12 protein-coding genes are annotated in these 14318 nt (G+C 49.5%); 10 read left to right on the top strand and 2 right to left on the bottom strand.

Annotation, left to right across the window (positions count from 1 at the left end):
- Positions 1 to 241 precede the first annotated feature (241 nt).
- Positions 242 to 1126: a LysR family transcriptional regulator gene (locus ACLBLI_RS18030; RefSeq protein WP_414828915.1), complete on the bottom strand. Its 885-nt coding sequence runs from the start codon at positions 1124 to 1126 to the stop codon at positions 242 to 244.
- A gap of 206 nt (positions 1127 to 1332) precedes the next feature.
- Between ACLBLI_RS18030 and ACLBLI_RS18025 the strand changes: the two genes are divergently transcribed.
- From ACLBLI_RS18025 to ACLBLI_RS18005, 5 genes are all read left to right on the top strand, one after another.
- Positions 1333 to 2382, top strand: a complete 1050-nt coding sequence (locus tag ACLBLI_RS18025) for a PepSY-associated TM helix domain-containing protein (RefSeq protein WP_414828914.1) — start codon at positions 1333 to 1335, stop codon at positions 2380 to 2382.
- Positions 2379 to 3200: a DUF4198 domain-containing protein gene (locus tag ACLBLI_RS18020; protein ID WP_414828913.1), complete on the top strand. Its 822-nt coding sequence runs from the start codon at positions 2379 to 2381 to the stop codon at positions 3198 to 3200. Before ACLBLI_RS18025 ends, ACLBLI_RS18020 begins: the two co-directional genes overlap by 4 nt.
- A 189-nt stretch (positions 3201 to 3389) precedes the next feature.
- Positions 3390 to 4190: a tetratricopeptide repeat protein gene (locus tag ACLBLI_RS18015; protein ID WP_414828912.1), complete on the top strand. Its 801-nt coding sequence runs from the start codon at positions 3390 to 3392 to the stop codon at positions 4188 to 4190.
- Positions 4191 to 4695: 505 nt separating this feature from the next.
- Positions 4696 to 5310, top strand: a complete 615-nt coding sequence (locus ACLBLI_RS18010; protein WP_414828911.1) for a flavin reductase family protein — start codon at positions 4696 to 4698, stop codon at positions 5308 to 5310.
- Between the two features lie 410 nt (positions 5311 to 5720).
- A complete protein-coding gene (locus ACLBLI_RS18005) occupies positions 5721 to 7595 on the top strand; it encodes a TIM barrel protein (protein ID WP_414828910.1) in 1875 nt (624 codons plus the stop codon).
- A 244-nt stretch (positions 7596 to 7839) separates the two neighbouring features.
- On the opposite strand, the gene ACLBLI_RS18000 is transcribed toward ACLBLI_RS18005, so the two are convergent.
- Positions 7840 to 8406 (bottom strand): DUF2721 domain-containing protein, encoded by a 567-nt coding sequence (locus ACLBLI_RS18000; RefSeq protein WP_414828909.1) that lies wholly within the window; start codon positions 8404 to 8406, stop codon positions 7840 to 7842.
- 524 nt (positions 8407 to 8930) lie between these two features.
- Between ACLBLI_RS18000 and ACLBLI_RS17995 the strand changes: the two genes are divergently transcribed.
- The 5 genes from ACLBLI_RS17995 (at position 8931) to ACLBLI_RS17975 (ending at position 14301) form a co-directional block, all read left to right on the top strand.
- Positions 8931 to 11045: a TonB-dependent receptor gene (locus ACLBLI_RS17995; RefSeq protein ID WP_414828908.1), complete on the top strand. Its 2115-nt coding sequence runs from the start codon at positions 8931 to 8933 to the stop codon at positions 11043 to 11045.
- Between the two features lie 264 nt (positions 11046 to 11309).
- On the top strand, positions 11310 to 12602 hold the full coding sequence (locus ACLBLI_RS17990; RefSeq protein WP_414828907.1) for an NAD(P)/FAD-dependent oxidoreductase: 1293 nt from the start codon (positions 11310 to 11312) through the stop codon (positions 12600 to 12602).
- 109 nt (positions 12603 to 12711) lie between these two features.
- Entirely contained in the window at positions 12712 to 13044 is a 333-nt protein-coding gene (locus tag ACLBLI_RS17985; protein ID WP_414828906.1) for a DMT family transporter, read from the top strand.
- 329 nt (positions 13045 to 13373) lie between these two features.
- On the top strand, positions 13374 to 13679 hold the full coding sequence (locus ACLBLI_RS17980; protein ID WP_414828905.1) for a hypothetical protein: 306 nt from the start codon (positions 13374 to 13376) through the stop codon (positions 13677 to 13679).
- Between the two features lie 58 nt (positions 13680 to 13737).
- Complete coding sequence (locus ACLBLI_RS17975) at positions 13738 to 14301, top strand: CBS domain-containing protein (protein WP_414828904.1); 564 nt, start codon at positions 13738 to 13740, stop codon at positions 14299 to 14301.
- The last annotated feature ends 17 nt before the right edge of the window (positions 14302 to 14318 follow it).

Here is a 14318-nt window from a genome sequence, read left to right as displayed (position 1 = left end):
GATGTTGTAACAGCGACGTTCTGTTTTTAACGTTAAACACTGTTTGTGTGTTTAAGGACGGGACACCGAAAATAAGTACGCCCTTAGCTGCAACTAAGGGCGTACTCTTTGATGCGATGCGTTCTACGTTGTGAGAATACCCCGGTGTAGTGCGTGATACACACCGGCTCCGGTAGCGCCACTTCTGGTGTCTTCAGACTGCTCACCAATATGTTCAGATCCTAACCGAAACGGGTGCCCATTATACCGTTGAAAACCAGTCTTGCAGGCACGCGATAGCAGTTTGAATTTTTGCCGGAACTGACTCTTGTTTGGGCGTAACGGCGTAGACATTGTAGTTGGGCAGATGCCACTGTGGCAGAATCTGCACCAGCGTACCGTCCTCCAGACAGTGTCTGATTTCTGGCTCTGGCAATACAGCATAACCGATACCATCTTTGGTGAGCTGGATCATCGTCTGCATCGAATTCACGTCAAGACGGGTTTTTGGTAAAGGCACCTCACGCTTATCCGGCCCGCGAACGATGTAGTCTTCAATGTGACGGTGCACAATATGACAATGGGGATCCAAATCCTCAGGACTGCTCAGTTCGGCATTTGCCAGCGGATGTCCTTTTGCCACACACAGAAGCCGATCCCATGTCGCCAGGTGCCAGGTCGTATAGTTTGAATCTGACATAGGTTCGAAGCAAATCAGCAAATCCGTACCGGAAGCAATGATATCTGTTGGTTCATCGGTTACGGTGAGTGAAATCGAAATTTTAGGAAAATCGCGTGTCAGTGTGTAAAGTGGCTGACTCAGTAAACCGCCTCCAAACCCTTCAGGCGCTATGATTTTCAGTTCACCGGTGGGAACCAGCTGCAGTTGCTCGATTTCTCTGTGCGCGCGCTCCGCGGTGCTCAGTAGTTCAAGACTGGTGCGGTAATAAATGCCACCCGCTTCAGTCAGACTGAGATTGCGGGTATTTCTGTTGAATAAGCTCAGACCAATGTCCTGTTCCAGCTTCCTTAACTGCTGAGAAATCGCTGACACCGTCATGTGCAACGACTTTGCTGCCACGCTCATATTCCCAGTGTCTGCTACTTTGACGAAAACCTGTAGAGAGCGTAGTAATTTAACATTCATAATTATAAAGCCTGTTTGAATGTAATCTTAAGCAAAAAGCGTTTGTCCCTTAGCTTACTTAAGATTATCCTTAATAATAATTATTCTCATTTATTTTGTAATACTTTTCGGCTGCCTGTAAACCGCTTTCTTTGCTTTTTCTCTCTGCGCGTATTCTGACCGAAGCAAAAATGAATCCGGCGCATGAAACAAGGTCCAATATATTGATGCCTTTATTCAAAAGATATGTATTAAACATCCGCAACTGGCACTGGGTTAGCTCGGCGATATGCCTTGCCGGCATGCTTCTTTTCGCAGCAACAGGGATCACTCTAAACCATGCTGAAAAAATTCCCAGTGAGCCCGTCGTAAAAGAATGGGCATTGGTAGTACCTGAGAACATACGCGCAACCGTGTTTGCTAATCAGGGCTTTACCCCTGAGTTTCGCGACTGGTACCGGGCCAGTACCGGTCAGTCTTTACCGCCGCGCATGTCAGTAGAGTGGAGCCAGTACGAACTTTATGTGGCGATGCCTGGTCCTGGCGTTGACCGCTGGTTTTCGATAGATGCTGAAACCGGTGACTTTTTTATGGAGAGCGCGAGCCGTGGCATGGTTGCTTATCTCAATGATCTTCACAAAGGGCGGAATACGCCGATTTCATGGCGCCTGTTTATGGATGTGTTTTCTGTGGCCTGTATTGTTTTCAGCATTACCGGCTTTTTATTGCTTAAACGCTACGCGAAGGGACGTAAGTCTACCTGGCCTCTTATTGCACTGGGTCTCGTGCTTCCGGTGTTGTTTATTTTGCCCGCGCATGCCAAGGCTGCCACGACCCTTGAGATCGGTCTGCCCCGACTTGCTGTTGCGGAATACCACCCACCCTACGTAGCCGTGTGGATATCTGATGAAAACCGGCAACGGGTCAAAGATATCGCTCTGTGGTACGACACCGACCTGAAAAACAATGAAGGCGAAAAATGGCTTAAAGATTTACGAACATGGTGGCGCAAAGGTGGGCGCGGCCTGTCGTTCCCCATAGACGGTGTCAGTGGCGCAACCCGCCGCCCGGGAACTGAGCTGCTGGACATCACTGACGCGCTGGCGTCGCTGGAGCCTGGTAGTTATCAGCTGAATGTTGAAGCGGCCAGAGAGCTGGGGGGGCGTGAAGTGGTTGATATTACCTTCTCACTTCCAGTCACTGACTCACAAACCCTAAGCGCAAAGGGCACATCAGAAATCAGTGTTGTAGCATTAATCATGGAGACAGATAAATGAAAAAGCTAATGATCCCAGCGATTGCGATGGCATTGATGACAAGTACCGCAAGCCATGCGCACAGAATGTGGATAAAACCGTCGGTTACTGCGGTGTCAGGCCAGGATGAGACCATCACTTTCGATGCGGCTATTGCGAATCAAATGTTCGTGCCCGATCACGTTGCGATGCCACTTACGCGCATTTCTGCAACTGCGCCTGATGGTACAGACGTCGCTCTGGAAGCCGCGCATAAACTGCGCTATCGCTCGGTGTTCGATTTAACTCTCAAGCAAAATGGCACTTATTGGGTCGGGATGAAGTTTGCCTCGCTACGGGCAAGCTGGAAAACGCCTGATGGTGAAACACATCGCTGGCCTGGACGTGGCAAGACCGGAGACGCCGCCGCTCTGAAAGCCGCTTTGCCAGATAATGCGACCGATGTAGAGGTCGTCGATTATTACTCTCAGGCCGACGTGTTTGTGACATCCGGTGCACCCAGCTTCGAATTGCTGCATACCAACGGGAAAGGCCTGGTGCTCTCTGGCGGGACTCATCCAAACGACGTGTACACGGGCGAGCCCGCGACCTTTGCATTTAGCATGGGCGGCGATGCGGCTGCAGGTGCGAAAGCGACGCTGGTAAAAGGTGGAGAGCGCTATCGGGACACAGCATCAGGAGACACCATGACAACCGATGCTAACGGGTCACTGACACTCAACATTGACGAAGCCGGAATGTACTTTCTGGATGTCGAATATGAGGACAACAAGGCCATGGCCCCGGCACAACGTCGTCAGGGGAGTTACGTGCTGGTATTCGAAGTGCTGCCGGGGTAACACGCATTCAGGCTAAAAGAGGGTGCGAAAATAGCGTGATTCGCACCGTGTCTCATTAGTCGCTGTCTGCAGCCGCCGTTCACAAGGGAAACAGATGTACTGGCCGCCCCGAATATTGGTGTTCAGTTTTGGTTAAGTTTCCATCGTCTAGGCTAAAGCAATAATGAGTCAAACTATGGATAGCGAATTATGATCTCAGCCCGTTTCATCGCAGCCTCTCTCTTGCTGGTTTCTGGTGTGGCAAAGGCCGTCCCTCAGCTGGACTTCAAAGCCTGCAATACTCAGAAGTGCACAGAATACTTTCAGGAATACAAGAAGTATGCGCGCAGCCATGCCAGCGCGGCAGGCATATTGGGTACTATGTATCTGGTGGGCTATGGAACCGAAGCGAATAAGGAAGAAGCGCTTCGCTATTTCAAGTTTGGCGCCACGTTTGATGATCCTGAGTCTGCATTAAAAGCAGGTTTATTGCTGCGTCGGTCAGACCCAGAGCGCGCAATAAAATACCTTAAACAAGCAGCGTATCTTGACTCTGCAAACGCGGCCTATTTTCTGGTACGCCACTTTGGTGATGAAGGCTCGCCCTCTCAATCTTTGGAAGAAACCGATAAATGGTTAGCGAAAGCCGTCGAGCTGGAGCACCCTCACGTAGATTCGCTGATTGAAACGATTACAGCGAATACCCCGGTGACTCCGCAATCGTTTCCGAATACCTGGCAAGCAATGGAAGATAGTAAAGCCATGGTATTGGCTGATGCTGGCGATGACAAAACGAACATTTTGGTAAAAGAGAGAGGGCCTAAAGAGATAGAACGGATTACCGTAACTGGAATGAGCCTGGACGAAGCCATGGATGCCGGCATCTACAGTATGTACAGCAAAAATGGTGACACCTTTAGCAACAGGATGGGAGGGAAGTGTCGCAGAGATGACCCCGGATGCCGCAGTGTGCTAATCGAAACAACCACTAGAGTCATCACCTACAATTAAGCCGTAGGGGAGCAGCTAGCAACGCCAACTGCCACTGCTCCTTTTTTCTCTTATAGCCCGCCTGAGTTTTACGGGGGAAGCGGGCAATCAGCTCATATCAGCAGCGAAGCCCGCAATGCTGGCAGGAGTGAGTGAAATGCTGGTATGGTGACTATCTGCTCACCTTAAAGATTCACGCACTTCTTGCTTTTTATCACACGGGCTAAAACACATCTCACTCCTAACCTCCTGTGTCTCGCTGGTTCTTCTATGGGATTGACGTTATCCGGCCAGGGGAAGCATGATCGGCTTGCTTCCTTTTACGGTATTGATCTTTCTAAAGAGTAACCGGGCAGAAATTGAAACAGGCAGGCGTGAATTTATCGCGTCGGAACAGCGTAATCAGAAGAGCAACTGAGCAGCCAGACTACACTGGTTCCGTTACGCAGTCAGTGTTAGCAAGAATGACGACAGAGTAAATACATAATGCGATTTGCCCAAACCAAAAAATATGTAAGGAAAAGTTGTGAAGTATCACTTTTATGAACCGGCGACAGGCCACAATCTCTCTCATGATCCTTTCAACGCGATTATCGCGCCACGCCCGATTGGCTGGATATCGTCACAGGATAAGCAAGGCAACGTGAATCTTGCGCCTTACAGTTTTTTCAACGCGTTTAATTACACGCCACCGATTATTGGCTTTGCCAGTGTAGGCTATAAAGACAGTCTGAAAAACATCGAGCAAACCGGTGAGTTTTGCTGGAATCTGGTAACCGTGCCGCTGGGGCATGCGATGAACAAAACCAGTGCGATGGTGGATGCAGATGAAGACGAGTTTACCCTTGCCGGTTTGGAAAAACGTTCTTCCTCAACTATCAGCGTGCCGCACGTCGCCGAAAGTCCGGTAGTCATGGAATGTCGTAAAACGCAAATAATCCGGCTAACGGATCAAGGTGGTAATGCCTGCAATACCTGGATGGTGTTTGGCGAGGTAACCGGCGTGCATATTGATAAGGCAATGCTTAAAGATGGAGTATATCAGACAGCACTGGCAGAGCCGCTGATGCGTGGGGGCGGGCCCGGAGATTATTTTACCGTTACGGAAGAGCAAAAGTCGGTCATGATGCGGCCTGATTAACCCGCCTTTTACAGATTTTTGCAGTGGCATTTTAGCGGGTGTTTACTATTTAAACATTGACAATACGTGCACCACTGGCTTATTTTTGAACAATGGAAAGGCTGGTTCCCGCTCTTTTCATCGGCAGAGATCAAGGACACAGTGTCTCTGCCAATCCCTTATCTGCCCGAAGTCTGACGGTTGGCGAGTAATTGGATGATTCGACATATCAGGACAGACTCGGTTCAGGCTCCTGCGACAATAAAATAATGTCAATCCGTCGCCTTGTAGTTAGCCTGTCTGAAGGACAACAACACCACTAACACGTCTACACTGTCCTGTTCGTTTAATTTTAACTACTACGTGTCAGGCGGGCGTAAGCCATGAAGTTCTGCCTGATATACGACAGTTTTTTTAACAGGGTTGTTAATGTGAAACGGTCTATTGCGACGGTCTCCTTGTCTGAAAACTTGGAGAAAAAGCTGGCTGCTATCGCCAGTGCTGGGTTTGAGGGTGTTGAAATTTTTGAAAACGACTTGCTGCTATCGGGGTATACGCCTGCTCAGGTCGGAAAGATTGCGCGCGATCTTCACCTTAAAATTATTGCGTTGCAGCCGTTCCGCGATTTTGAAGCCATGCCCGTCTCCCACCGTGAAAAAAATCTGGAACGCGCCAAACGCAAGTTTGAGACTATGGCAGAACTGGGAACCGACACGCTTTTGGTATGCTCCAATGTATCAGAGTTGACCATTAATTCTCCCCGTCAGGCTGCGGATGATCTTGCATCGCTGGCAGATATTGCCAGTCAGCAAGGCTTCAGAGTGGGCTATGAAGCGTTATCCTGGGGCAAACACGTAAATGAGTATCAGGCTTCATGGGACATTGTGAAGCTTGCTGACCATCCTGCGTTGGGCGTAGTACTGGATACGTTTCATATTCTTGCCTGTAAGAGCGAGCTCAACACCCTTCGTACTATTCCCAAAGAGAAGATCACGCTGGTTCAGCTCGCGGATGCGCCATGGATGCAGATGGATCTAATTCAATGGAGTCGTCACTACCGATGTTTTCCCGGACAGGGACAGTTACCCCTGAATGACTTTTTTGATGCGCTGATGGCTACGGGTTACGACCAGTATGCCTCGTTGGAGATTTTTAACGATGAGATGCGTAATGCTTCTTGCGATTTGATTGCCTCTGATGGCGGCCGATCCTTACTGTGGCTTGATGAACAGCGAGTGGAAAATCGGCCGGGCGCGGAGCCGCTGTGGGATGATTCTCATCTGAGTATTCTACCCAAACCGTGTGTGGAAGATGTTGGATTTATCGAACTGGCAGTTGACCCCAGAGACAACCACTTCTTACCTTTGCTGCAATCGGTAGGGTTTAAAAAGACGTTTCAGCATAAATCTAAAGATGTTGACGTTTACCAGCTTGAGAACATGTCGTTTGTGGTAAACCGCGAGCCGGACAGTTTCGCGCAGGCATCTCATGTGACCACCGGCAATGACAGCTGCGCAATTGGGTATTTTTGTCGCGACCCTGAAGAGATGGTAGTGCGCGCCCGGCAATATGGCTTTATTCCTTATCAGGCGAACTTACACGCTGGGGAACTGCCGCTGCCGGCAATAAAAAGTAACCGTGGGAAACTGGTATACTTTTCATCTGAAGAGGAATTTTGCAGTCTGCTTCAACGCTATTTTATTCCGGTCCATGCCCCGTCAGGCAAGACCAGGCCTGGTGGCAGGCTGCATATTGATCACATGGCAGATTATGTGCCTTTCAGTGAGTTTCTTTCTACCAATTTGTTTTACAGAACCCTGTTGGGCCTTACGATTTCCGCGATGCCAGATATCAGTGATCCGATGGGCATTGTGATATCCCGTACCGCGCAAAATCAAACCGGCAGGGTGACACATAACATTGTGTTAAGTAAATCGGTGCCCACAGCATTTCCGGGCCTTTTTGGTGCTCAGCGTATTGCCGGTATGCAGCACCTGGCTATTATCTGTGATGATATTTTTGCTGTCGCGGGCGCACTGGACGCCGGTGTGGTTTTGCCCATTCCAGCTACCTATTACGAGAGCATCAGGCGGCACGGCGACGTTGAGGAAGGACTGCTGAATAAATTGGAAGCAGGAAACATTCTTGTGGACAGGATGCGTGACGGGGTGTATTTCCATTGCTATACCCGTGAAGTAGATGGTGTGTTTTTTGAGTTTGTGCAACGCAAGAACTATCACGGGTTTGGCGAGGCGAACGCAGGGACGCGACAGCAGGCGCAGCTCCTGTTGCAGAATGTCGGATAACTGCGAAGCCTTTATCAGGAAATGACCAGGAAGCGTACTGCCGTCAATATCGCCTTGCGCGCAGGGGGCGTCTGATGTGTTGTATTATTCGCCCCCGCCCTGATCATTGTTTGTCTCGCCTATTCGCAGAAGTTCTGGCCGGAACCAGCACATCGTGTTGCTGACAGGTAGCGAAACTCCTCCATTGTGAAGTCCGGTATTCTGTAGCCTGACTCGTAAACACGCTTCCCTTGACTAGGCGTTGTTACCGGATGGTGCGAACGATATTGATGGTTCGCGTGGCTAAGCGCACCTCAGCCAGAAATACCAGCAGACTCAAGATCAGCAGGCCCATTGCCAGAATAAACAGCGTGACCACCAGTAAGCGCAGATTTATGTGCCACAGTTCACCGGCAAAGAGGCTCATAATCACACTACATACCATCAGCCCTGACGACACGCAAAGCCCGATAGCCCAGTTGATGGCTTTCACCCGGCGCCACAATACCAGGATCTCTTCGCGGCGAATTTTTTTTGCTTCATCATCATCGGTCAGTGTATGAACATGACGCTCTGCGACACGGACACGGTCGGAGATTCGTCCCAGACGACCTGACATAACATTCAGAAATCCGGCAATACCGGCCAGCAAAAATACCGGCGCGACGGAAAGCTCAATCAGTGCGGACAGCGAAGTAAGAAGTGAAGACATAGAAAGCCAGACAACGTTTTTTTGTTTACAGTAATCTATTGTCAGGAAAAACGCACTCCATACTATAGGCGGTACGGTATTAATCCATGCTGATGCTGAAAGCTTGGTGCTTATCTGCATTAAGAGATGTCGTGGTAACTGTTTCTGAACATACAAATTCAACCTGTGCAGGTGGAAACTGGCGGTTCGCTATAAAGTTACTCGCTGACGGGGCCGGTCTGGTTGTCGTTACCGCGTTACACTGAACTGACTAATACCTGCTCAGCCTGAATAAAAGGGAATATCGCGTTATCTGTAAAACAGGTAACGGCGATGCGATATACGAGCATTTCCTTAACACTTGTTTTTGCCACTGATCATTCTTTGCCTGTCGGTACGTACGAAGCAGAAAGAATAAAAAGTCTTATGTTTTTATGAGCCGCCAGGGCAGAAAAGCTAAACCTGTCCACAGAATTGGTTCGTTAGTCGTAGTCATGCGTATTCGATCGCGTATGGCGGTAAAGTGCACATAACATCATCCTGAAATGACAGTACTTCTGCCGACGTAAGTGCTGGAAAACCCCTGATGTTTTTCTACACGACGAAAAGCGTTGTGAACTAATAGTATGTCGTGCTTTGTAAAGGGGCATGGCGAAGAGGTAGTTATGAGATTTCGACACGTTTTATTTGCTGGACCATACTCTTGGCGAGTGAAAAGCCTGGTATCACTGAGCGTAGCGCTGACACTGATCGGCGCGAACGGTGTGCAGGCTGACGACACCGGGCTGGAGAACATTGAGCGGATTACCACTACCGGCTCTCGTCTGGCAACCGCTGATGAGACAATGCCGGTAGTGATCAGCCGGGTGGATGAAGGTGATATAAAGCTGGTGTCTCCGTCGCATATTGAAGAAGTGTTGAAGTTTGTTGCTGGTGCCGGTGTACAGCGTGGGAATGGGCAGGAATATCTGCCGGCTTTGCGTTCACAGGTATTTACCGGTGCGGGGGCGTGCGGAGGACTATTAACCGCAGAGGATGGCATTCCGCTTCGGGCCGCCGGATTTTGTAATATCAATGAGCTTTTTGAAGCGCATGCAGAAATGGCGCAGCGTATTGAAGTACTGAAGGGCCCGGGCTCGGTGCTCTACGGCTCTAACGCGGTCCATGGGGTTATCAACGTCATTACCCCTGATACCACGCGTGACGCGGGGATGATAGGTGTCGATTATGGTGCTTACGGATATAAGCGCGCCAAGCTTCGTAAAGGTAAGGATTTTGGTGATAGTGGCATTGGTATTAATGCCAGTATTACGCACAATAGTGGATACCGCGATGGTGAGAGTGTGCAGCAGGAGAAAGTCAACCTTCGACACCGTTACGACACCGATGATATGACCCTGACTACCGGATTTACTTTTACCAACCTGGATCAGGATACTGCAGGTTATGTTAGCGGATTTGAAAGTTATAAGGTGGAAGATCTTGCGCGCAGTAACGAAAATCCCGATGCGTTCAGAAAAAACCGCGCAGTGCGGTTGTGGACAAACGCAAAGTGGGACCTGACAGACGGTGCCCAGCTGTCTATAACCCCATACTTCCGCAACCAGAGCATGGATTTTCGCATGCACTTTTTGCCAGGCACGCCGCTTGAGAAAAATAGCCAGCAAGGGTTTGGTCTGCAATCGCAATACCAGCAGCCGTTGAATGAGAACTGGCGGTTGGACGTCGGTGTAGACTACGAGTATACCGAAGGCGGGCTGCAGCAGTTCCAGGATGGCCCTACACAGGGTTCAGCGTTTCTTGAAGCGACCGTGCCGGAAGGTCAGCATTATGATTATCAGGTCGATGCGACCTTAGTAGCGCCTTTTGCTTCCCTGATGTGGGAGCAAAAGGCGTGGACAGTGACGATAGGTGCGCGCTACGAATATATGAATTATGACTACACCAACAAAATGATTGCCGGGCGAACCCGCGATGATGGCACTGAGTGCGGTTTCGGCGGCTGTCGTTATTCCCGTCCACCCAGTGGCAACAATCATTACAGCAATCTTAGTCCGAAACTGGGAGTCAGCTATCAGTATTCTGACAATACGCGATTTTATGCAAATCTCTCCCAGGGTTACCGGGCACCGCAGGCTACTGAGCTGTACCGGTTGCAGCGCGATCAGCAAACGGCCGATTTAGACAGTGAAACCGTCACAAATGTAGAAGCTGGTGTGAAGGGCTATGTCGATGCACTGTCTTATGTAGTATCGGTATATCACATGAACAAGGATAACTTTATTTTCCGTGACAGTGATTTTTTTAATGTAAACGATGGCAAAAGCCGGCATCGGGGCATTGAAGTAGAGCTACGCTATCAGTTTACGCCTGACTGGGATCTGGCTGTAGCCGCAACCCACGCCAGACACACCTACGAGCATCAGCAGATCTTAAGTGATATCAATATTGAGGGAAACGATATTGATACTGCGCCACGAACACTGGCCAATACCCGTTTAGGGTGGAACATGTCAGCGAACAGTCGGGTTGAACTGGAATGGCAGCATGTCGATGAGTACTTCACAGACCCGGAAAATCTGCACCAGTATGAAGGTCATGACTTGTTTCACCTGCGCGCCTCAGCCAGCGTGACAGATAATCTCACCGTGTATGCGCGGATCCTGAACCTGACTGATGAAGCTTATGCAGAACGGGCGGATTACTCCGGTTTCAGTGGTGATCGCTACTTTCCCGGACTCCCTCGCCATGCCATGGTCAGCGCTGAATATCAGTGGTAAGCTGACAAGAAGCCTCGCCTGATAATACGGTCAGGCCATGTTACTTTACGGCGCCTTGCAATACATATTGTGAGGTGGCGTAACAGTCGCGTCAGACATTCGCTTGTTCCCGGAGCGCATGTCTGAATTGACTGAGAACCCTGCCAGTTACTACAGGTAAATTATTGCATTTGCCTGTGTCACGGTTGTTATGTTTCGCGAATCGGATCACAAAGCACAGCCCTGTGCGATGCGTTACCTGTAATAATTGGATCTGGAACTCTCATGAAAAAAATTATCGTAGTGGGCGGTGGTGCTGGCGGGCTGGAATGTGTTACCCGTCTGAGCCGGACGCTCGGGAAGAAAGGTAAGGCGGAGATAACACTCGTCGACAAAAGCCGAACGCATATCTGGAAGCCGCTGCTGCATGAAGTCGCGGCGGGGGTTATCGACAAGCATTCAGATGGCGTGGATTACGCCATGCATGCAGCACGTCATCATTATCAGTTTCAGTTGGGCTCGTTGTGTCACATTGATGCGCAGTCCAGAACCATTCAGCTGGAGCCTATTTATGATGACGAAGGCGAGCAGATCCTGCCTGAACGCCAACTTCAGTACGATCATCTTGTGCTGGCTATTGGCAGTGTATGCAATGATTTTGGTACCCCCGGCGTGCTGGAGCATTGTTACTCGCTGGACTCCCTTGTTGGGGCTGAGCGCTTTCACCGGGCACTGCTAAACCAGCTTCTGCGCATAAATCAGGGCTGCGTGGAAAAGCACGAACTGAATGTTGCCATTGTCGGCGGCGGCGCCACTGGCACGGAACTGGCCGCGCAACTGCATCACGTCGCGAATCTGGCAAAGGCTTACGGCATGCCGGAAATGTCCGCTGAGCGATTGAAAGTGTCTATTATTGAAGCGGGTGAACGAATACTGCCAGCGCTGCCTGAGCGCATTGCAACCTCAGCCAGACAGGCGCTAACGAAGCTTGGAATTCGTGTGATGGAAGGCACTATGGTGTCAGAGGCTGATAAAAACGGATTTGTAACCAAAGACGGTGGTCGTATCGATGCCGATCTGATGGTGTGGTCGGCGGGCGTCAAAGCGCCGGATTTTCTGACTTCACTGGAATTGTTTGATACTAACCGGGCCAATCAGATTCTGGTGAAACCAACTTTGCAAAGTACCGTCAGCGACCGTATCTACGTTGTTGGTGATTGTTGCGGTATTAAACAACCCAATGATACCTGGGTACCGCCCCGCGCACAGTCAGCGCATCAAATGGCGTCAACAGCCGCGGCCAACCTGCAACGTGAATTTCAGGGTAAGCCATTGAAGTCATTTCATTACAAAGATTACGGCTCGCTGGTGCATTTAAGTAAATACAGTACGGTGGGCAGCCTGATGGGCGCGCTGGTGAACTCCAGCATGTTTATTGAGGGACGTTTGGCTAAACTGGTTTATGTGTCGCTGTATAATATGCATCAGTTCGCAGTGCATGGAAAATTACGTGGTGTACTGGCAATACTCAATCGCAAGTTAAGCAGTGCCTTAAGTCCTAAATTAAAACTGCACTGAACACTCGCAAGACTGTCGTTGTCGATCAAGCATTAACGCGGCAACGTTAACTGACATGCGAGGCGCGCAGTTCATACAGGCGCGCCTCGCATAAGTAAGGGAATAAGGAATGACAAAATACTGGGTATTTCTGGCGGTAGCCATCATTGCTGAGGTAGCTGCCACATCGGCGCTTAAACTCAGTGATGGAATGACCAAATGGATGCCCACGTTTTTTGTTATCGCCGGCTACAGTGTGGCCTTTTACTGCCTGGCGCAGGCTATTCAGGCTATTCCGGTAGGGATCAGTTATGCGGTATGGGCCGGCGTCGGTATCGTACTGGTAGCGCTAATAGGCTGGCTGGTATTTGGTCAAAAGCTGGATGCAGCCGCCATGGTTGGAATAGCGTTTATTATTATCGGCGTCGTGTTGATCACACTGGTATCAAAAAGTGTCAAGTAGCCTTATCACACATTCCTTTTGTTTTCTGGCCTTTGCCATCGATGATGCCTGTAGCCAAAAGATGTCCCGCCCATAAAAGCAGTACGTCAGGCCTAGAACCGATGTCACTGTTACCGTGCTTCCATGGTTAAGTATGACCGCTGATAAGATGAAAGACGGTTTTTCTAGGCTGACTACTGGCAAGTATAAAAATAATGCGCCAAATAACCGTTTTTATCGTTAAACGGTACTTCCTTATTCGCAAAACAGTCGTATATTTGAATTATAAGCGTGAATCTACACTCTTAATAACTAGAGTACTTCAGCATCGCGCTTAGCGGAGTATGTGAATGCGTCATATGAGTTGGTTAATTGTTCTGCTGATGATACTGGCACCTGCAAAGGTGGCGGCAGCGGATGACAATGCCAGCGTTATTGCGCAGTCTGATCTCAGCCTTATCAGTGCGGTTCTGTCTGACGTTGCTGACAACACCGTAACAACGGATGAAGGATCTGACGGGCAGGACTCACTAAGCAACCGCGTGTATGCAGATGTTGCGGCGCAACATTTATATCAGCACTTTGATAATCAACAAGCGATACAGCCTTCACGGTATGCCCTTAACGGCATTCGTGCCCCACCGGTAACTCATTAACAATCAGCGCTTGCGGTGTTATGCCGCGAATCAATTTATTGTTAATGAGGACTGTATTATGCACAGCTTACACTTATATCAGACTGAATCTGTAGACAAACTGGCGTGGCCAGTGGTTTCGCATGCCATCACCCTGAAATCATCAGCGATGACAATTTTCACCGACTTTAAACAGCATGTTCCCCATGTGGTTGATCTCGATACTCCCGCTGTTGAGCTGGAAAGACTGATGAAAAAATCGCATATCAAAATGCAACTGGTGTTGAATGCCAAGGGGCAGTTTGTCGGTATCGTGTCACTTAACGATTTAACCGAACAAGCGATTATGCAAAAAGCTACGCAATTAGGGCTTGCCCGAGAAGAGTTACGTGCCGGAGACTTTCTGCGTTCAAAAACGTCACTGCAGTCATTTGACTACGACGAGCTGACCCGCTCCTGCGTGGGTGACGTGGTAGAAACACTTAAAGATAATGGTCAGCAACACTGTCTGGTACTTGACCGCGACGCTCACGAAGTGCGTGGCGTTATCAGCGTAAGCGACGTGGCAAGAACCCTTAAGCTGCCGTTAGATATTCAGACTCAGCCTTCTTTTTCTTCACTTTCCAAAGTCATAGCAGCGTAGCGCTGCGCACAAAGAGG

The sequence above is a fragment of the Alteromonas sp. H39 genome (genome assembly GCF_047556435.1).
GTDB lineage: Bacteria > Pseudomonadota > Gammaproteobacteria > Enterobacterales > Alteromonadaceae > Alteromonas.
This window is presented reverse-complemented; position numbering and strand designations above follow the sequence as displayed.